At 37.9% G+C, this 21,734-nt stretch carries 17 protein-coding genes; 2 read left to right on the forward strand and 15 right to left on the reverse strand.

All coding sequences use genetic code 11. The annotated features are described in order from the left end of the window. Window positions 1-28: 28 nt before the first annotated feature. From ispG to pepB, 9 genes are all read right to left on the reverse strand, one after another. Window positions 29-1,150, reverse strand: a complete 1,122-nt coding sequence (ispG, locus tag M983_RS03465) for a flavodoxin-dependent (E)-4-hydroxy-3-methylbut-2-enyl-diphosphate synthase (protein ID WP_066747072.1) — start codon at window positions 1,148-1,150, stop codon at window positions 29-31. A gap of 47 nt (window positions 1,151-1,197) precedes the next feature. Then, window positions 1,198-2,157 (reverse strand): cytoskeleton protein RodZ, encoded by a 960-nt coding sequence (gene rodZ, locus M983_RS03470; protein ID WP_066747074.1) that lies wholly within the window; start codon window positions 2,155-2,157, stop codon window positions 1,198-1,200. Between the two features lie 75 nt (window positions 2,158-2,232). Continuing rightward, window positions 2,233-2,664 (reverse strand): hypothetical protein, encoded by a 432-nt coding sequence (locus M983_RS03475; RefSeq protein WP_066747077.1) that lies wholly within the window; start codon window positions 2,662-2,664, stop codon window positions 2,233-2,235. Window positions 2,665-2,742: 78 nt separating this feature from the next. After that, window positions 2,743-3,924 (reverse strand): dual-specificity RNA methyltransferase RlmN, encoded by a 1,182-nt coding sequence (gene rlmN / locus M983_RS03480; protein WP_066747080.1) that lies wholly within the window; start codon window positions 3,922-3,924, stop codon window positions 2,743-2,745. Between the two features lie 137 nt (window positions 3,925-4,061). Continuing rightward, entirely contained in the window at window positions 4,062-4,487 is a 426-nt protein-coding gene (gene ndk / locus M983_RS03485; protein WP_066747083.1) for a nucleoside-diphosphate kinase, read from the reverse strand. 327 nt (window positions 4,488-4,814) lie between these two features. After that, the gene (pbpC, locus tag M983_RS03490; protein WP_066747089.1) at window positions 4,815-7,136 is read right to left on the reverse strand and encodes a peptidoglycan glycosyltransferase PbpC; all 2,322 of its coding nucleotides are present in this window, start codon (window positions 7,134-7,136) and stop codon (window positions 4,815-4,817) included. A 47-nt stretch (window positions 7,137-7,183) separates the two neighbouring features. After that, window positions 7,184-12,265, reverse strand: coding sequence for an alpha-2-macroglobulin family protein (locus M983_RS03495; protein WP_066747092.1), 5,082 nt, complete (start codon window positions 12,263-12,265; stop codon window positions 7,184-7,186). Window positions 12,266-12,584: 319 nt separating this feature from the next. Further along, window positions 12,585-13,013 (reverse strand): enhanced serine sensitivity protein SseB C-terminal domain-containing protein, encoded by a 429-nt coding sequence (locus M983_RS03500; RefSeq protein WP_066747103.1) that lies wholly within the window; start codon window positions 13,011-13,013, stop codon window positions 12,585-12,587. Window positions 13,014-13,037: 24 nt separating this feature from the next. Further along, a complete protein-coding gene (pepB, locus tag M983_RS03505; protein ID WP_066747106.1) occupies window positions 13,038-14,333 on the reverse strand; it encodes an aminopeptidase PepB in 1,296 nt (431 codons plus the stop codon). Window positions 14,334-14,830: 497 nt separating this feature from the next. On the opposite strand from pepB, the gene ggt reads away from it, so the two are divergent. Next, window positions 14,831-16,582: a gamma-glutamyltransferase gene (ggt, locus tag M983_RS03510; protein ID WP_066747109.1), complete on the forward strand. Its 1,752-nt coding sequence runs from the start codon at window positions 14,831-14,833 to the stop codon at window positions 16,580-16,582. 359 nt (window positions 16,583-16,941) lie between these two features. Then, window positions 16,942-17,847 carry a nucleoside hydrolase gene (locus M983_RS03515; protein WP_066747112.1) on the forward strand — a complete coding sequence of 302 codons (906 nt, stop codon included), beginning with the start codon at window positions 16,942-16,944 and terminating at the stop codon, window positions 17,845-17,847. A 103-nt stretch (window positions 17,848-17,950) separates the two neighbouring features. On the opposite strand, the gene iscX is transcribed toward M983_RS03515, so the two are convergent. The 6 genes from iscX to iscU form a co-directional block, all read right to left on the reverse strand. Then, the gene (gene iscX, locus M983_RS03520) at window positions 17,951-18,145 is read right to left on the reverse strand and encodes a Fe-S cluster assembly protein IscX (protein ID WP_066747115.1); all 195 of its coding nucleotides are present in this window, start codon (window positions 18,143-18,145) and stop codon (window positions 17,951-17,953) included. 15 nt (window positions 18,146-18,160) lie between these two features. Next, window positions 18,161-18,496 carry an ISC system 2Fe-2S type ferredoxin gene (fdx, locus tag M983_RS03525; protein WP_066747118.1) on the reverse strand — a complete coding sequence of 112 codons (336 nt, stop codon included), beginning with the start codon at window positions 18,494-18,496 and terminating at the stop codon, window positions 18,161-18,163. 2 nt (window positions 18,497-18,498) lie between these two features. Continuing rightward, window positions 18,499-20,349 (reverse strand): Fe-S protein assembly chaperone HscA, encoded by a 1,851-nt coding sequence (hscA, locus tag M983_RS03530; RefSeq protein ID WP_066747119.1) that lies wholly within the window; start codon window positions 20,347-20,349, stop codon window positions 18,499-18,501. An 11-nt stretch (window positions 20,350-20,360) separates the two neighbouring features. After that, window positions 20,361-20,882, reverse strand: a complete 522-nt coding sequence (hscB, locus tag M983_RS03535; RefSeq protein ID WP_066747121.1) for a co-chaperone HscB — start codon at window positions 20,880-20,882, stop codon at window positions 20,361-20,363. A gap of 48 nt (window positions 20,883-20,930) precedes the next feature. Then, on the reverse strand, window positions 20,931-21,254 hold the full coding sequence (gene iscA / locus M983_RS03540) for an iron-sulfur cluster assembly protein IscA (RefSeq protein WP_066747124.1): 324 nt from the start codon (window positions 21,252-21,254) through the stop codon (window positions 20,931-20,933). A gap of 87 nt (window positions 21,255-21,341) precedes the next feature. Then, window positions 21,342-21,728, reverse strand: a complete 387-nt coding sequence (iscU, locus tag M983_RS03545; protein WP_066747127.1) for a Fe-S cluster assembly scaffold IscU — start codon at window positions 21,726-21,728, stop codon at window positions 21,342-21,344. Window positions 21,729-21,734: the final 6 nt, after the last annotated feature.

Here is a 21,734-nt window from a genome sequence, read left to right on the forward strand (position 1 = left end):
ATTATAAAATGAGCCAGTGAGTTGATCGTTATTTATCCAGTTGATTTATGTTGATTCGCATGCTGTCATCGAGCATTGAGGCTTTAGCGCGAATTTTAGCTTCTAATAAATCAATCATATTGCTGTTATCAAGGCGTTCTTTTTGTCTCACACCATCTTCATAGAAACCGCTGCGCGTTTTTGCACCAGTAACGCCTAAGGTTGAAACTTCTGCTTCGCCAGGCCCATTAACGACACAGCCGATAATAGAAATATCCATTGGTGTGATAATATCTTCAAGGCGTTGCTCTAACTCATTAACAGTTCCAATAACATCAAACTCTTGGCGAGAACATGTTGGACACGCAATAAAATTAATGCCACGTGAACGGATACGCAAAGATTTTAGAATATCAAAGCCCACTTTCACTTCTTCAACAGGATCTGCTGCAAGTGAAATTCTTAATGTATCGCCGATACCTTCTGATAATAAGATCCCAAGACCAATTGCTGATTTAACCGATCCTGCCCTTGCGCCACCCGCTTCGGTGATCCCAAGATGTAAAGGTTGATCAATTTTCTTTGCCAGCAACCGATAAGAATCAACAGCAAGGAAAACATCGGATGCTTTTACACTAATTTTAAATGTATCAAAGTTTAATCTATCTAAGATATCGACATGACGCATTGCAGATTCAACTAGGGCTTCAGGTGTTGGTTCACCGTATTTTTCTTGAATATCTTTTTCAAGAGAGCCTCCATTGACCCCTATACGAATTGGGATATTATAAAAACGTGCACAATCAACAACTTGTCTAATTCGCTCTTCATTACCGATATTTCCTGGGTTGATACGTAAGCAATCAACGCCATATTCAGCAACTTTTAATGCAATACGATAATCAAAATGAATATCAGCGACCAAAGGAACGTTAACTTGTTGTTTAATAAGTTTAAATGCCTCAGCAGCATCCATAGTTGGTACAGAAACACGAACAATATCCACCCCAACACGTTCCAGAGATTTAATCTGGCGGACAGTCGCTTCTACGTCTGTCGTTCGTGTATTCGTCATCGATTGAACTGCGATAGGTGCACCATCGCCAATAGGTACATTACCAACATAAATTCGCTTCGATTTACGACGAATAATAGGTGATTCTTTATGCATTGATTAATTCTCCCACGCTTCCATGCTTGCTCAAATATGTAGTCAGATTAAGCGCTCGGTACTGTTATTTTTGCTATTTTTCCAGTAAAACGACTTAGATCAATCGATTCGCCATTAAACTGTAAGCGAGTTACAGTAGGTGCGCCTATTTTTAGTTTATAAGGTTGCTCACCATTAAATTCCAAACGATCACCTGCTTTCTTAATACCGTTAAATACGACTTTATTTTGAGCATTACGGACTTCTAACCAACATTCACCATCGAACATAATAACGAGTTGATCAGCAACAGCCGGTGTATCTGACGTTGTATTTTCATCTGCATTAGCACGAGATGTAGTTGATGTTGTCAGCGGTGATACGGGTAATGGAACCGTTTTTACCTCAGCTGTCGATGCGGTATCAATGGTTGATAATTCACCAGCCTTATGAGTCTGATTATCTACTAACGATGTTGCAGGTTCTTGTATATTTTCGCCTTCAGACATATCCGTATTATCTAAGGTTGAAAGCGGAGAATCTATCTCATTGGTGTCTTCATGTTGATTATTTTGCCCCACATCTTGTGAAGCCATTGAAACTAGATTTTGTTGATCTGCTTGATGACCTTGCCACCACCAAGCACCGACTAACGCAACAAGAATAATTAAAATTACCCAAGTAATTTTCATTAACCAGCCTTCACGTTTTTTGTGACTTTTGCCTAATGAATAGTTTTGCGTTGTCGCCATTTTGACTTGTTTAACAGGCGCCTGTTGGTTAATTAAACCAATAATTTCACTTTCAGGAAGACCGACAAGTTTTGCATAAGAACGCATATAACCGCGTAAAAATGTTGGTGCAATATTGGCGGGAACAGAGTCTGCTTCAATTTCGCGAACTGTCGTTAACTTCAAACAAAGTCTATCAGCAACAGTTTCTTGTGTTAACCCTACCTTTTCACGTGCCTGACGTAAAAGTTGACCAGCTGTTAATTTCACTTCTTCGGTTTTGTTTTCAGTATTCATTAGCAATCTAGGCACTGTGGCTATTGGATGTTTAACATTGATGAATCCGCAAAAGCACAAAGTACCTTAGCGTTTTCACCGCGAATTCTGTGATATATCACTATCACTACGCTGACAAACTAAGTATTCTGACGGTATATTTTCAACCAACGCACGATTACCGTTTAGTCGATTTTGCTCACAAAGAAAATTACCATAATGTCTTAATACATTAACATTTACTGGCTTCGACTTCATCGCTAATTTGTAATATTCGAACGCCTTTAGATGATTGCCTAATAACTGAGAAGTTAATGCCATTCCTAAATTTGCATCAACATTATTCGGCATCACCGATAACACCTTTTGAAAATGGTATTGTGCAATAAGGTATTGTTGTTGTGCTATATACGCATCACCTAATTGTAAACGTGTAGAAACAGCAACATATTTTTGATGTGTTGTTGAATGGCAACCTAAAATTAATAACAACAAACCAAAGATAGCTACTGATGATATCCTTATCATCGACATATCCTCAAAGATATTTATCCCTAATTTTCTCTCTATTATCACAAAGATAATAAAGAGAGAACACCAGTTTTATCAGACTGCTTTTACAGAAATTAGTTCACCTTGTTGACGTTTTTTCAGTGTACGCTTAGTACGGTCAATAACATCTCCCGCTAACTGTCCACATGCAGCATCAATATCATCGCCACGAGTTTTACGAACAATCGTGGTAAAACCATATTCCATTAGTACTTTAGAAAAACGGTCAATACGGCTATTTGAGCTACGTCCATAAGGTGCACCAGGGAACGGATTCCATGGGATTAAGTTAATTTTACACGGCGTATCTTTTAAACATTCTGCTAATTGATGAGCTTGTTCTGTGCTGTCATTAATATGATCTAGCATCACATATTCAACTGTAACGCGACCTTGGTTTGCATTCGATTTTGAAATATAACGACGTACACCTTCAAGAAACATTTCAATATTATATTTCTTATTAATTGGCACAATTTCATCACGCACATCATCCGTTGGTGCATGTAAAGAAATCGCTAAAGCAACATCAACTGCATCAGCTAGTTTATCTAATGCGGGTACAACTCCTGATGTAGAAACAGTGACGCGACGTTTGGATAATCCAAACCCAAAATCATCCATCATAATTTCAAGAGCAGGAATAACATTATTTAAATTCAGTAATGGTTCGCCCATTCCCATCATAACAACGTTAGTAATAGGACGACGCCCCGTTTCTTTTAAAGAGCCGATAATTTTAGCAGCACGCCAAACTTGACCAATAATCTCAGAGACTTTTAAGTTACGATTAAAGCCTTGTTGTGCTGTAGAACAGAATTTACATTCTAAAGCACAACCAACCTGTGATGAAACACATAATGTTGCGCGATCGTCTTCAGGAATATAAACCGTTTCAACTTGTTGATCACCGACTTTAATCGCCCATTTTATGGTGCCATCAGTTGAACGTTGTTCTTCTGAAACTTCGGGTGCTTTTATTTCAGCAATTTCTTTTAACTTAGCGCGTAATACTTTATTGATATCTGTCATCTGATCAAAATCGTCATAACAGTAGTGGTACATCCACTTCATTATTTGATCAGCGCGAAAAGGCTTTTCGCCCATAGAGACAAAAAGTTCACGCATCTGTTTACGATTTAAATCTAACAGATTAATTTTAGTTTTTTGATTCACGGTATTTTCTTTAGAAACAGCGACAGAAGCGCTCAGCGCTGGAGTTGTAGATTGGGTCATGACATTGCCTCGTTGTTACACTATGCGGCCTGCGTTAACGAATAAGTTAACGGGATACTTATAAAAATAAAAGACGCCCTGTCTATTTTTAACAGGGCGTCGCATTGTACAGTTTTTCGTATAGAGATGCTAATTAATTAGCGTGCGCAGATTTCATTTTCAGTAAAGAAATAAGCAATTTCACGAGCTGCTGATTCTTCTGAATCTGAACCGTGTACTGCATTTTCAGTAAAGCTATCTGCGTAATCAGCGCGTAAAGTACCTGCTAACGCGTTGTCTGGATTTGTTGCACCCATTAAATCACGGTGGCGTTGAATTGCATTTTCGCCTTCTAACACTTGAACCATGATAGGGCCAGATGTCATGAATTCGACTAAACCGTCAAAGAAAGGACGGCCTTTGTGCTCTTCATAAAAACCTTCTACTTGTTCACGAGTTAAATGAAGCATTTTAGCTGCAATGATGCTAAAACCCGCACTTTCAAAGCGATGGTAGATAGAACCAATCACATTTTTTTTCACAGCATTAGGTTTAATAATAGAAAATGTACGCTGAATAGCCATGTCTTACCTCAGAATTGTTTCACTAATGACAACTTTTTGTTATCTCTTTTTATCGCAGATCATGGAAAAGCGAATCAAAAACCGCATTTCCTGCAAAAATAAGGGCACGATTATAGGGGCATAGAACCTAATTGCACAGATGAAAACGTTCTTTTTTTTAAAAAACTGTAGCAAAAAAGTAATAAATTATCGAGCCAATCACATTTTTGTGCTTTCCATGACAATAGATGTAAAAAAATAAGATAAAAAAAGCTATGCGATATATTGATAATTAATCACTTTAATTAATGATGAATATGATTAATTATCAATTTTTATTAAATAGTTTTAACGAAAAGTAAAGTTAACCATAGCGGTTTGCCCACTTAAATCAAGAACAGAAAGTTGATATTTACCTCGTTTTTCCAATAAATAGGAAAAAACCTCACCATTTTCTGTCTTACCTATTTGTTCTCCATTTAAAAACCACCATTGAGTTCCATTTCCGCCTTGTGTTGAAACAGCAAGTTCAACCGTAGTTTCACCAGGTAATGGTCTTAGTAAATCATCAGCTCGAACACCCGAAATAAACAATGGAATGATATCTTCTTTAATAGGTGGACATGTTAATGAAATAGACGGTAATCGTTTCGCTCTACGCTCTTTTTCAGGCAACCATGCATCTAATGCTATCGGCCATAATGCGATATCTTTTAATTGCGCATTTGGGCAATTAGGTCCTGTTCGTTTTCCGTCTTTATCTAGCCATATTTTTTCATTAATTCCAAGAATACCCTCTTGGCTTGCATTAATTAATGTAGGAGGGATAGTATTGTCTAATATCCAACTACGTCGACTTACACGACAATTAGTATCTTCTTTTGGTAGAGCTTTGCCTGTAGGCCAACAAATTAATGCGGTAGTAACGCTACTTGGTCTTAAATCCGTTGGTGGTGATTGCTTATTTTGGTAGAGATAACCCATTAATAAGTTATTAACTTGGTTCATAATTGGCACAGCGGTCGCAAAACCAAACTGCCCAGCAACAGGTGTGCCATCAGGTCGCCCAACCCATACACCAATGGTATAACGCGCATTTACGCCAATAGACCAAGCGTCACGATAACCATAGCTAGTACCTGTTTTCCATGCTAATGGGGCAATAGGTGAAAGTGCATTATCAGGGCGAGGTCTTGCTTCACCCGCTAATATTCGCCTAATAATCCAAGCTGCACCGGGTGACATTAATACACGATTTTCAATCGTTTGCTCTGGTGTAAAGCGTAATGGCGCGGTTTTTCCTTGTCTTGCCAGCGCACTAAAAGTAGCGACTAGCTCATCCATTCGTGTTGCTGTTCCACCTAAAATCAGAGCCAAATTAGGCTCTGAGCCATAAGGAAAACGCAGTTCTAAATGATTATGACGCAATTTGGCTGCAAATTTTTTAGCACCATATACTTCGATAAGTTGCACTGCGGGTAAATTAAGTGAACGACTTAATGCCTCACTAGCACTAACTGCACCGTTAAATCCTGAATCAAAATTACCTGGTCTATAATTATCAAAACGTCGTGGCACATCTTGTAATAAAGATTCAGCATGAATTAGGCCTTCATCTAATGCCAACCCATAAATAAAAGGTTTTAATGTTGAGCCAGGAGAGCGCCATGCACTAATCATATCAACATGACCAAAGCGATTATTATCACTAAAATCCGCAGAACCTACATAACCTTTGACACTCATATCAGTGTGATCAACAACCAGAATTGCGAGAGATGTTTTATCGGCTAATTGGTATTTCCATCGATTAGCGATATCTTCAAGTTGTCTTTGGATGTTTACATCAATCGTTGTGGTGATAATAGGAGCACGCTTTTCATTATACATACGACGAGCTAACAAAGGCGCTAATTGTGGTGTCTGTCTTGGCGCTAATAAAACTTGCTCTTCTTTTATCTCATCGACTTTTTCTTGTGACCAAATCTGGTAGTCAGCCAATCTATCTAATACTTTATCTCTAGCAACTTGTGCCCTATCAGGATATCTATCAGGTCGTAAACGGCTTGGTGCCTGAGGTAATACCGCCATTAATGCAGCCTCACCTGCTGATAAATCTGCTGGCGATTTACCAAGATATGCCCAACTTGCTGCCCCTATTCCTTCTAACGTACCACCATAAGGAGCTCGATTAAGGTAGATTTCCAGAATTTCGTCTTTTGAGTAATACCATTCAAGCTGTAATGTGCGCCAAAGCTGTTTAATTTTACCGCCTATCGTTCGTGAATGAGGATCAATCAGGCGAGCAACTTGCATAGATAATGTACTTCCACCAGAAACAATACGCCCTGATGTAATGTCTTGCCATGTAGCACGAATTATCGCCATTGGGTTAACACCAGGGTGTTGATAAAACCAGCGATCTTCATAGGTGAGTAACGCATCTAAATATTCAGGAGAAACATCAGAAAGTTTAACGTGATAACGCCATACCCCTTGTTTATCAGCAAAACGCCAAAGCGGTGTACCGTCTTGTGCTGTCACAATCGTTGCAATTTGTGGTTCAGGATCGGGTAATGGCCATATTTTATTTGCTATCCAAATACAGATTGGAGCAACAAATAGAAAAATAATGACAACGGCAAAAAACCACTTATATCTCAGTTTCATTCAATTACTCAAAGGAAAAGCCCTTTCCTAAGAAAGGGCTATGAAGCTTAAGGAACAACGTCAATTTTAGGTTCTGTCATTCCTATTGCGCGCCAATAAGGCACATACATTGATTCAACTTGCGGTGGTGGAACTTGATAGCTTCCTGGTGTCACAGCCCTTGCTAAATAAAGCAAGGTTGTTGGGCGATATCTATCAATAGAAACAGCAGCGACAAAACGATCATCTCGGTATTCAAGATGTTTGATATTCGCATGTCCCATATCATCAATAAATTCCTGCAAGTCTGTTGCACTATCACTTAAACTTGCACTACTTGATGCTAGGTTTTGGTTCTCTATTTCAAGACCGGCTGGTAATAAATCAACCACTAATGCATCAGGTACATCTCTATCTGCTGATACTTCTAGTTTTACCACTAGCATCTCACCACTTTGTAAACGGCTAGGATTTACACGACGTCCTTTAAGATCATAGTAGCTACGGTTAACATTCAACACATTACTATAAGGTGCAGGAATAGTTTTAGGATAACCTACAATATTCATTCGTGAATAAATCGTTGTACCACCACGATTGTTTAGTTCTAGCCCTTCTTGAAGTTGCGTTGCCGTTAATGTTTCATTGACAGCGCGATCGCTATTAATTGGCGGAACTTGTCTATTAACAACAACTTCCCACGGTTGTTCTGCCATATTAATGAAGAAGCGACCAGCAAGGTATAGAGAGTTACTCTCTTGCGTTGAGAACCATTCACGTCCTGTTAGATTATCAGAAAGCGTCATTACGCTAGCATCACGAGATTGTGAATCAAGGTTATTTTCACTCAGTAAAGCGATAATCAGAGCTTGATCTCGAATAACACTACCATAGTCACCTAGTCCGTAATTGTATTTACGTGTTGTCGTTACGCCTTCAGCAATCAATCCTTCAGCACGGCTGTTATCCCCCATCAGCTTAAGCGCAATACCTAATTGTACTAATGCTAAACCACTACCTGATTGGTTACGTTCAAGATAAAGACGGCGTAATTCACCTAAAGGTGCTTTTTGCTGATTTGCTAAAACCAGTGCGGCATAAGCCCTTGCTGAGAAACGAGCAGCATCTTGATTAACGGCATATTCATAGTTAACAAGATTCTTGTCTTGTAAATAGCGCAGTAAACGATCATTAGCACGTTTTAATGCATCAGCAGGAACAGCATAACCTTGTTGTGAAGCACGGAATAAGAAGTCTGTTGCATAAGCTGTTAACCAATATTCTTCACTACCACCTTGATCCCATAATGAGAATCCACCCTCTGTTTTCTGCATTGTTAATAGATGAGCAATTCCTTTTTCAATCGCCACTTTTCTATCAGCATCAGTTTGTGTTTTGATACCTAGCTGTTTTAGCTCTTTTTCAGTGGAATAGAGAGATGGATACAGCCCACTTACAGTTTGTTCTAAACAACCATATGGGTAGGCAAAAAGCTCTCTAACATAACGTGCAACCTGCAATGGTGGGCGACTTGTTAGTAATAATTCACCTTCGAGTGTCGCGTTATTAAATTGATTTAACGTTTCTGAAGGTAAACGCCATGTTTCACCATCTTTTAAGGTATTAGCATAATGTACAGTTTCTGCTGGATATGCAGGACGCACGCCAATTTTCCATGTGTTATGATAAGGTTTTATCTCTTCATTAGGCACTTTAATACCCGTAATTGAGAGTGAAAACTCACCTTGACCAAAGCCATATTTCGCTTTAACTGGAATTTGAACTTGTGTACGTTCACCTTTATTCAATGAAACGGTTTTGCTTTCAGCGCCATTTAAGCCAACAAGCCCAGATACGGTATAATTTAGTGTGATGGCTTGTGGATCATCAGTTAAGTTAGTTAAATCTAATGAAAGCAGTGCACTATCTCCTCCTGCCATAAAGCGAGGTAATGATAATTGAGTGACTAATGGTGCAGCAATCACGACTTTACCTTCTTGGCTACCAAATTTATCAGCAGTCCATGCCTGTGCCATTAAGCGTACTTCACCGTTAAATTCAGGAATAGGTAGAGAAACTTCACCTTCACCCTGTGCATTTAATATTACTGGGGCTGATTGTTGTGCGATGATTTGCACTTCAGTTAATGGTTTTTTACCACCGCGAGAAAGAGCCGCCTCTTCGCCACCATCGCCCCCAAAGCGTAAATTAGCTAAACGACCTTGTCCTTCAATTAGTTGCCCATAAACATCATATTGATCAACGCTATAGCGTTTACGACCAAAGAAAGCATCATAAGGATTTGGGGTTTTATAATCTGTAATATTTAAGACACCAGTATCAACCGCAGAGACGAGGACATTGATTTTTTCAGGTAATGACTCGCCTTCATTAGGTTTAGCCTTAATGCGAATTTTTAAGTCTTGATTTGGTCTTATTTTTTCAGGTGCATCAAGTGCGATATCAATACGACGGTTTTTATCTTGTAATGGCAAATGCAAAATACCCACAGCACGTTTAACTGTCGCTTGTTTTGAGGCATCACCAGGTCTTACAACAACTGTTGTCAGATAAAGGTCATGCCTTGCCCATTCTTTATTTATAGGCACTTCAATATCAAGGCCTTTTTCAGGCATATCGACTTCTTGCCACCATAATGGTCCATTACTTGATTCTAATAAAACATAGCCTTTACCAGGGTGAGGAGCAATAACATTCAGTTTTACTTTGTCACCGGGTAAATATCCTTTTTTATCAAGAGATAGCTTAACTTGATCTGGTCTAACAGCACCTGTACCGTTTGTGTTGTCCATCCAAGAATAGCCTGCCCAAAAGCGTAAGCTACTGACAAGATTTGTTTTAGGATCAGAAACTTCAATACGATAAGAGCCCCATTCAACAGGAAAAGCAACCTTTGCAGTACCCTCTTTTGCTATCTTGATAGTCTGCTCATCCATTTGAAGATCTTTTTGGTTATATCCTGACTCCCAACCATTAGAGTTAGACCAACGCCAGTAATAATCATGACGTTCATAAATCAGTTTCACATTAAGATCATTGGCTGGTAATTTATTGCCATCTTGATCGGTGTAAACAATATCAAACTCTGCCATTGAGTTATCATCAACAGAATACCCTGCTTTGTATTTATCAGCTCTATAGTCATACACCTCTTTTTTTACAAAAAGAGGACGAATCCCCGCAAGATGGGTTGCTGGCCATACTGCTTGCTGATAACGGCGTGTTACAGGACGGCCACCCGCTTCAAGTAAGCTTGCTTGTAGAATAATATTTACTGGTGATTTTAATTCGGCATAACGTTCATTATCGACACTCAGTGTTGTTTCACCATCAGCATCAAGATTTAATTCGAATTCATCTAATAAACGATTAAAGCTTTCATCTTTTACATCACCAAATTCATAGCCAGGTAATTTACTTACGGCTTCACGTGATGATTTTAAGAAAATTTGCCCTTGTAAGCGGTTATCTGAGGCAGGTGCACCATAAAGATAACGTCCTTTGATATCAAAATAAGCATTATTACCACTTAATAAAATGCCTTTTTTACCCGTAATATCAAGCGCCATACGCTCTGGCATAAAGTCTTCAACTTGGAACTCATAAAAACGTGGCGTTCCATCACCAATATCGAAACGTAATGTTCTTGTTCCTGTACTTTCATTTTCAGGAATAGACAGTTTTAATTGGTAAAGCCCATTTTCAGGTTGCCAAACAAAGCTTTGAGATATTTGACCATCTGTTTTTAATAAATCAACTTTTACTGGCTGCTCTTTAATTGGATTACCATCACCATCACGCAGTAACGCATTAACAATTAAGATCTCGCCCGGTCTATAGAGATCACGAGGTCCAAAAACAAAAAATTGTTTGCTATAACCTTGAGGTCCACCAATATCAAACTCTGAAAGATCTAACGCAGGCTTACGCAGGTCAATCATACTTGTTTGTCCATCACGAATAGCCATCAATAAACGTGCTTTATCATTTTTCTCTAATGATGCATGTCCTTGATTATCTGTTAGTGCTTTGGAGATAAGCCCACCTTTTTCATCTAATAAACGGAGCTCGACTTTATTTAGCGCAGCGCCGTTATTTAGAGATTGGGTGAAAATATCGATATTATTGAGGTAGCTATGAACTGAAATCCCAATATCACTGAATGTGAATACCGTAGCGGGCATGGTGTAAGAGTATTTTCCAGCTTGTTGCATCACTGCAATATAAGCGCCCTCTTTTTTCAGTGCATCAATAGATTTAAGAGGAAGTAATACATTTTCACGCGTATTTTTTTCTGTGTTTAATTCAAAGCGACCGGTATAGACAAGATCAGCCTGAGATAAAAATTCGTCAGATTCCCAATAATTAATATTAGAACGATTTTCCCATTGGGTTAAAAACTGCGCTAATTTATCATCTTTAACACGGAAAAAGTTAACATCAACCTGATCCACATTTAATGCCGTAATAGATAAGCCTTCAGCAGATTCTAAAGGTAAAAGAGAACCTTTGCTGGTGAAGCCAACAGAAGGAAAAATTTCTTCTGTTGTTAATTTCTGGCTAAATGGTGTAACTAAAGTACGATCGTTAATGCCTTTAATTGTTTTATCAATGGTTAAATTTAATTCTGTTGATGGGGGTAAATGTCGAAAACGCAGTTCCATCAGATTATCCGATAGCTCCCATGCACCTTCTAATTTACCTTTTTTGGTATCAACAAGGCGGATAACATCATCAAATTTTTGGTCAGGATCAAGCGGGACAGAGAAAGTCACTACCATCGTGCTTGCACCATCACGCTGCAATTCAGAAGCATCTAATACAGTGACATCTTTGGCTGCATAACGCGTTGCTAATTCATTGCGTTTTTCTTGGCTAGTTAATGCAGTTTGATTATTTATTTTCGTTGTAACTGACGATTTTTCACCATTTTGTGAAGCAGAAGTTGCTTTTGTTTCTGTTTTATTGCTTTGTGTCGTTTGTACATTATTTGCTGTTGATGAAGCGCCTTCATCGGTATTTTTATCATCACAGCCAGTAACAGCCAGTGCTGATGCCAGTAATACAGCAAGAGAGCACCAACTATACCCCCTCTTTTCTGTATACTGTCTAAATTGGTTTTGGTTCATATCCTTTTCCTTTAATTCAACCCAATAATAATGTGATATGTGCAATGTGCACTCTGTTTTATACGCGGTGAAATGAAATATAAAATGATTCAATCAAATAAGAAAAAAAGCCGTTTTAGGCAGTCTTATTTAATAATATAGAATCATTGAATATACTATTTCGATGCTTTTTGACTTTTGTTATTTCCCTTAATCAGGACGCTAGAGTAAAGATTTCATAAATAATATGTTACATAAAATATAAATAATTTACCGATTAGATCATTATAGGGTAAAAAAAAGCGATATCTCATGAGATATCGCCTAAATATGAAAAGGTTTATTCGCCGGTTATATTGACAATTGGAATGCCTTTTCGAAGAAAGCCTCCTAATTTCCGTTGATAAAAAGGTGTAACATGATGAGCCATAAAGTGCGCTACACCTTTTTCTTCTTTATTCACAAAACAAAAATCAATAGACTGCCCTTCTTCTAAGTGTTCAAATGCTGATTTCGCCGCTTTAGGAAATAACTCTGCAATCGTGCTTTCTTCTCCCGTTATTTCTAGCCCAATAAGATAAAATGTTTCTTCTTCATCTTGCTCCTTTGCATTAACAATAAATGCGCGACGAATAGGTTTATATTCGCCAAATAATTCACTTAATGCATTTGTTAACTTTTCAGGAAGTGGTTCTAGAACACTTAACTTTAGAGAAGAACCCTCAACGGTAACAATTTCTTGTACCTCGAATTGCTCAGATAAATCCATGACAAACTCCAACTTAGCTTATTGTTATTTTGCTTTTGTTAATAACAAATTAGCAATTGAACGAACACCATAACCTGTTGCACCAGCAGCCCATTGTTCTACAGAAGATTTTCTGTAAGTTGCAGAACAATCGATATGTACCCAGCCTTTTTTATAATCGGTCACAAAGTGTGATAAAAAGGCTGCCGCAGTACTTGCACCAGCAGTATGAGATGGCGCTGCAATATTATTAAGATCAGCAAAGCTTGAAGGGAGTTGGCTACGATGGAAATCAGCTAATGGTAAGCGCCAAAATAGTTCATTTTCTTGTTCAGCACTTGCTAATAATTCAGTCGCTAATTTGTCATCAAAGCTGAGAATTGAATGATAGTCATTACCTACTGCAACTTTTGCAGCCCCTGTTAAGGTTGCTGCATCAATAATAAGCTCAGGAGATGCATTACTTGCATCAATTAGACCATCAGCTAATACTAAACGACCTTCAGCATCTGTATTCATAATTTCAACAGATTTACCATTACGATAACGAATAATATCACCCAGCTTAAACGCATTACCACTGACCATATTATCTGCAATGCAAAGTAGTAATTTTACTCGTTTATTTAAACCACGAGTCACAGCAAGCGCTAAAGCACCAGCAAGGGTCGCAGCCCCACCCATGTCAGCTTTCATTGAGTTCATTGATGATGTGGGTTTAATGCTATAGCCACCTGAGTCAAACGTAATACCTTTACCAACAAGACATGCAAACACAGGAGCATTAGGGTCTTGAGTAGGGTTAAAATCTAAAGCCAAGTAGACAGGATCACGAGAAGATCCACGACCAACAGTATAGATGCCGGCATATTGTTGATCTCGAAGATCAACGCCTTTCGTTATTTTATAACTTATTTCTTCTTTATCTAAGCCACAAAATAAATCAACAGTACGTTGTGCTAATTGCTCAGGACCGAGTTCTTCTGCTGGTGTATTGATTGTATCTCTTACCCAATCAACAATGCGGATACGCGATTCTAATTCCTTTTTATCTGCTTCACCTAATTGTGGCCATTCGATAGAACGAGCGCCTTTAGGTGCTCTAAATCCTAACCAAAAAGCCCAACTACGCTCTAAATCCCAATTATCACCAACGAGTGCAACATTACGAATACCTTGGCCGTCAACTTTGCGACCACCACGTTGTATAGCACCTAATCGATTTTCTTCGGTTAAGTGAATTGTCATGCCAGTTTCGCTAGTGCTAATTAGTGCTTTTTCACCCCAACAAGCTGCAGCAGGTTCATTAGACAGCATGATAGGCATTATTTGTTTGTTCATTAATTATCTCACTTATTATTACTGATGGCAGTTAACCCATTCAGACTACCAGATATTTATCTTTCAGAGTGATTAATTTACTGCAAAAAGAATACAGACTCCATTATCGTCAAGTTGTCTCATAGGCATACAAAGTATTCTTAGAAGAATATCGCACAACCTAGCGCGATGATTTCCCACTTTGTGGTTATTTTTGATTTTATGTTAATAAAGATATCGATAAGGTTGAGATTTGATAGCGCGTTAATAATGAAAAAAATTCAACATAGTTACCTTTAAATTTGAGCGTGTTCACCAAATTGAATGATATCGACTAATAACCCATTGTTTAAATAGATTAATCATTTTAAGTCTTCTATCTTTAATAAGCATTTTTATATTAATAAAAATGATAATGATACCAATAAACAATTATTTATTTTCGAGTTCAGTATGTAGTCATTAATACTGTAAGTTAAAGCGTGTAGAAATACGCATATTTAATTTAAGGGCTTAGTATGAAGTTAAATTCTGTATTTTCTTTTCCAGTTATGTTTTCCTTATGCTTTATTAGTTATACTTCAAATGTTTATGCCATTAATACGTATGAACAAGGTCAATATTGTCAGACTGCTTCTGAATGTATAAATCCCATCACACCAAATGCCATGGTGACATCACCAAATTATTTAGCGACACAAGCCGGTATAAATATATTAAAACAAGGTGGGAACGCGGTTGATGCTGCTATTGCTGTAGCGTCTACACTTACTGTTGTTTATCCTCAAATGAATTCTATTGGCGGTGATAATTTTTGGCTTATTTATAATGCCAAAGACCAAACAGTGGTAGGAATTAATGGTAGTGGTCGTTCAGGGCAGCAAGCAACTATCGATTTCTACCGTCAAAAAGGATTAGATAAAATCCCAGCTCGCGGTTATTTATCCATTAATACCGTACCTGGCGCTATTTCAGGATGGGATGAAGCCTATCGCTATGCAACAAAAAATATGGGAAATTCATTACCATGGTCTTCATTGTTAGATTCAGCGATTAATTATGCTCAAGATGGATTTCCTGTTTCTTACAGCCTAGCTTATTGGTCACAAATTAATCTTGATCCTAATGATAAAGAGTTTCGTGATTTAGCGCGCTTTAAATCATTCTCTGAGGTTTTTTTAAAGCCAAATAAACAACCTTATCATGTTGGCGAAATAATAAAGCAACCTGCTCTTGCTAATTCACTAAAATTAATTGCTAGCAATGGTGCGAATGTATTTTATCAAGGTGAGCTAGCTCATAAAATAGTTGATGATATTCAACAAAATGGTGGTTTGTTAACATTGGATGATTTTGCTAATCACAAAGCACAATGGATGACGCCAATTCATGTCAATTATCGAGATTATATTGCTTATAATTTGCCTCCTAATACACAAGGAATCGCCTCTCTCGAAATATTAAATATTTTAAACAATATTGATATTAAATCACTCGGTGAAGGTAGTGCAGATTATTATCACACGATGATTGAGGCAACAAAAGAAGCCTTTATTGACAGAGACCAATATCTCACCGATCCTGCATTTAATGATATCCCTATTGAATTTTTACTTTCAGCGCAACATGGTAAAGACCAAGCCAAACGTATTGATATCACAAAAGCAAAACAGGATAGAACCTTATTAGATCCTAAAGGAGATACAGTATGGTTTGGTATTGTTGATAAAGACGGTAATGCTGTTTCAATGATCCAAAGTATTTATCATGATTTTGGCTCTGGTATTGTGGCTAAAGATACCGGAATTTTATTACAAAATAGGGGTAGCTTCTTCTCTCTCGATCCTAAACAAATTAATAAGTTAGAACCTAATAAATTAACTTTCCACACTCTTAATCCAGCCATGTTATTAAAAGATAATAAACCTTATCTTGTCTATGGAACGATGGGAGGTGAAGGACAGCCACAAACTCAAGCAGCCTTAGTTACTCGTATTGTTGATTTTGGATTATTACCACAAGATGCAGTAAATGCTCCACGCTGGTTATATGGCCGTACTTGGGGAGCCTCATCAAATGATATTAAAATAGAATCTCGCGTTGGTGAATCTATTATTGAAGTACTACGTAAGAAAGGTCATCCCATTAAAGTAGAAAAACCCTATACTGAAATTATGGGACATGCTGGTGCTATTTTAATTGATAACGAAAATCATGTGTTATATGGCGCATCAGATCCACGAAGTGATGGTGAAGCCGCCGGTTATTAATATTTCAAAACAACGCGTTGGTAAACAGTTTTATAGATATGAAAAAAGTTAAACCGTTTTAATTTAATCAATCGCTTGATCTTAATATAAAGAGAGATTGAATAAAGTATTCATTCAATGTCTCTTTCAACTGAAAATATGAATCACATCGTATTTTTTAAAAACGCCAGTTTCATGAAAGAAATAAAAACATTAGTATCCCAACATCATAAATCAACCATCCCAAAAGCATTCCATTTTTCATTTCACCAAAATGCAATTGTAGAATAACGATAAAAACTAGTTTTATCGTTAATCTCTACAATTAGTTAATTACTATAGTTATATTTTCTATATAAACCCAAATTGAGGAGTTGTAGATGCATAGAATTATCATTGATAGTGATCCCGGTGTTGATGATGCTGTCGCTATTTTTCTCGCTCTCGCTTCACCTGAAATTGAGTTAGTAGGGATCACGACTGTTGCAGGAAATGTAAGCTTAAATAAGGTTTATAATAATGCTAAACGCTTATTATCCTTAGTAGAAAGACCTGATATACCGGTAGTTAAAGGTTGCTCTCATCCTATTATGGCGAGAAGAAGCAATCACACAGAAGTACATGGAGAAGATGGCTTAGCCGGTATCGCTTTACCTGAATCAAATTACCCTGATTATTCAGGACATGCGATAGACTTTATTATTGATACTGTCATGTCAAATCCTGGTGAAATAACACTTTGCCCAATAGCACCTCTAACAAATATCGCAATGGCAATGATTAAAGAACCAAGATTAACCGATAATATAAAAGATATTGTACTCATGGGTGGCGCTGTATTTACCCAAGGAAATATCACACCCGCTGCTGAGTTTAATTTTTACGTTGATCCTCATGCTGCTCATATTGTTTTTGATAGCGCTCGTCATATCACTATGCTGGGTTTAGATGTCACTATGAAGGCAGATATTAGAGCTGGTCTTTGTCGTTCATTAGAAAAGAAAGGCCATATTGCTAAGATAGTTGCAACAATGTCTCAAAAATACGCTGAGTTCGATCCATTTCTTCACGATCCTTGTGTCATTGCCTATCTTATTAAACCCGAGATATTTTCATCGATAGAAGGAGATATCTATATTGAGTATGGTTCTAAAACACTTTTTGGACATAGTTTAGCTTGTAGCGCTAAAAATAAAGAGGCTGAGCCCAAATGTACTATTGTTACCGATGTCGATACTTCAAAATTAATGCCTCTTATCGCAGAGCGTATCGGTACACTTGGTTAAATAACATTATTCAGTTGTTATTCAATGTATTATATTGATTGTGCTACTTACAATGCAAAAAGACTGGTACTTGACCAGTCTTTTTCAGTAAAAATACAATCAATTATTCAAATTCATCAAGCCAAACTAATAATATAGCTTCCAGAATCTTTTCATTCGATTTTTGTGGATCATCATCAAAATCTTCTAATTCACAAATCCATTTGTGCATATCTGTAAAGCGCACCGTTTTAGGATCTATATCAGGATATTGGTCAAATAAGGTTTCCCCGATTTCACGAGTATCACTCCATTTCATTTTTGACTCCTAATATTAGTGCTCTCTTGCATGGTTAATTGAATATTTTGGTATTTCAACCACTAAGTCTTCATCAGTCACTTTTGCTTGGCAACTTAAACGACTGTCAGGCTCTAACCCCCAAGCTTTATCTAGCATATCGTCTTCAAGTTCTGAGCTTTCTTCTAAAGAGTCAAAACCTTCACGCACAATGCAGTGGCATGTCGTGCAAGCACATGACATTTCACAAGCATGCTCTATTTCAATGCCATTGCGTAACGCGACATCGAGAATAGATTCACCTTCAGTGGCTTGTGCTACCACACCTTCAGGACAAAGTGTGCTATGGGGTAAAAATACAATTTTCGGCATAGTTATATCTCATCCACAGAATGACCTGCCAGCGCTTGACGAATAGATGAATCCATACGACGCGCGGCAAATTCCTGAGTTTGCTTATCCAGTTGTTTAATGGCGTTTTCAATGGCGACTGCATCAGTGCCTTCAACGCTTTCTATTAAGGTATTTACAACATTGTCGATAGCTTTTTTCTCATCCTCATTTAAAAGGTGAGCATCTTCTTGTAATGCTGCGGTTAAACTTTCTAACACGCGAGCTGCTTCGACTTTTTGCTCGGCTAAACGGCGAGCTTGTAAATCTTCTTGGGCATTTTCCATCGAAGATTTGAGCATATTAGCAATTTCATTATCACTAAGACCATAAGATGGCTTAACTTGTACAGAAGCTTCTACACCTGTTGATTTTTCCATCGCACTCACACTGAGTAAACCATCAGCATCAACTTGGAAAGTCACACGAATATGTGCACCACCAGCAGCCATTGGAGGTATGCCTCGAAGTGTAAAACGAGCAAGCGAGCGACAATCATCAACCATTTCTCGTTCACCTTGTAGAACATGAACACTCATGGCTGTTTGCCCATCTTTAAACGTGGTAAATTCTTGTGCTCTAGCAACAGGAATAGTGGTATTGCGTGGAATGACCTTCTCGACTAATCCTCCCATAGTTTCTAACCCTAATGAGAGAGGAATAACATCAAGAAGTAGCATTTCGCTATCTGGTTTATTACCAACAAGAATATCAGCCTGAATTGAAGCACCAATAGCGACTACTTTATCAGGATCAATCGAGGTTAAAGGTTCACATTTAAAATAGTCACCCACCATTTTACGTACAAGGGGTACGCGTGTTGAACCACCTACCATGACAACTTCTAATATCTCATCAATATCAACTTCAGCATCTTTTAATGCTCTACGTACTGATAAAAGCGTACGTTTAACTAAAGATTGGATTAGTAATTCAAATTCAGCACGCGTTATTTCGCCTTTCCAATCATTAATCGAGATATCAGCAACATCATTATTACTTAAGGCTATTTTAGTTTCACAAGCAACATCGAGAAGTTGACGTTGTAATACCCTGTCATTTTGATGACCAAAACCAGCTCTGTCTCTTATCCAGTCTGCTAGCATCATATCAAAATCATCACCGCCTAACGCGGTATCACCACCAGTCGCTAAAACTTCAAAAACGCCTTTAGTCAAACGTAAAACAGACACATCAAAAGTACCACCACCTAAATCATAAACAATAATAGTACCTTCTTTTCCTGAATCTAAACCATAAGCAATAGCCGCTGCTGTGGGTTCATTCAGCAAGCGTAAAACATGTAACCCAGCACGACGAGCAGCTTCTTTTGTGCCTTGACGTTGTGCATCATCAAAATAAGCAGGAACAGTGACAACAACGCCATCTAATTCTCCACCTAATGATTCAGTCGCGCGCTTCGCTAACACTTTTAAGATATCTGAAGAAACTTGAATGGGATCAACAATACCTGCCGCCGTTTTAATAAGGGGTAATCCCTTATCATTTTCATGAAAATGATAAGGGAGATTAGGATAACGGGTTTGAATATCAGAAAGTGAGCGCCCTACCATTCTTTTAATTGAACTAATAGTATTAGCGGGATCTTTTTCTGCGTCTTTTTTCGCATTCCAACCCACATCAATATTATCAACCTGATACTGTACAACAGAAGGCAATAAATAGCGTCCTTCATTATCAGAAAGCGCTTCGGCTTGCCCACTACGTACAGTAGCAACCAATGAATGCGTGGTTCCTAAATCAATACCCGCAGCACGTTTGCGTTGATGCGGTGCAGGTGTTTGGCCTGGCTCGCTGATTTGTAATAATGACATAGAGGTTTCCCTTAAAGATTGTCAAGCAAACGTTCTTCTAGCTGTTCAACTTGTTCTTTCAATTTAGCTAAAAAGCGTAATTTTCTGACACTATCAGCCGCTAACTCCCAATTCTCTTGATTGAGTAACACGACCATTTCGTTATAGCGCGAGGTGTACATTTGATTTACACGTTCAGAAAAATCCGCTAATAAAATACCCACATCACGACTATGCGTAATATTTTCAAATTCTTCACGAAGCATAAGTTGCTCCATAAGAAACGCAGAGTCTTGCATTGTTTGCTGTTCATTAGCGATATCGATTCCCTGTAAAAAGAGAATATATTCCGCTCTTGTCAGTGGATTTTTTAAGGTTTGATAAGCCTGATTGACCGTTGAAGCTAGGGATAATGCTTGTGCTTGTTCTTTTTCTGACTTACCTGCATAGCGATCAGGATGATATTGGCGTTGCATTTCTTGATAGTGTGTAGCAAGTTGCTGTTTATCAAGATCAAAACAGTTAGGCATGCCTAATAGCGTGAAATAGTCCATACATCTACTCTTGGATTAATTAACGTAAAGTCGCAGTTTTAACATAAATTACACAGTAAAACTTTCACCACAACCGCATTCATTTGATACATTTGGGTTGTTAAATTTAAAACCTTCGTTTAATCCTTCTTTGACGAAATCAAGCTCTGTTCCATCTAAATAGACTATACTTTTTCCATCAACAATCACTTTCACACCTTTATCTTCAAAGACGCTATCTTCATCATTGATGATATCAGCAAATTCAAGAACATAAGCCATTCCAGAACAACCAGAAGTTCTAACCCCAAGACGTAAACCTTCGCCTTTTCCTCTGTTAGCAAGAAAAGAGCGAACGCGATCTGCGGCCGTTTCTGTAAGGGAAATTGACATAGCACACCTCACTCATAAAGAACGAAAGCGGATACTGAAACAATGTCAGCATCCGCCAAAATTTTATTTTTTTATTATAAAAGGCAATTATTTGCCTTGGCGTTTGCTTTTATAGTCTGCAATCGCTGCTTTTATTGCATCTTCAGCTAAAATTGAACAGTGAATTTTAACCGGAGGTAATTCTAATTCTTCGGCAATCGCTGTATTTTTAATGGACTCAGCTTCATCTAATGTTTTGCCTTTCATCCATTCAGTCACTAGCGAACTTGAAGCAATGGCAGATCCACAACCGTAGGTTTTAAAGCGTGCATCTTCAATAACACCTTTATCATCTACTTTGATTTGTAGTTTCATCACGTCACCACAAGCAGGTGCGCCGACCATACCACTACCGACAGTTGGATCGTTATTATCAAATGATCCTACATTACGAGGGTTTTCATAATGATCAATTACTTTATCGCTATAAGCCATGATTTA

The sequence above is a fragment of the Proteus myxofaciens ATCC 19692 genome (assembly GCF_001654855.1).
Classification (GTDB): domain Bacteria; phylum Pseudomonadota; class Gammaproteobacteria; order Enterobacterales; family Enterobacteriaceae; genus Proteus; species Proteus myxofaciens.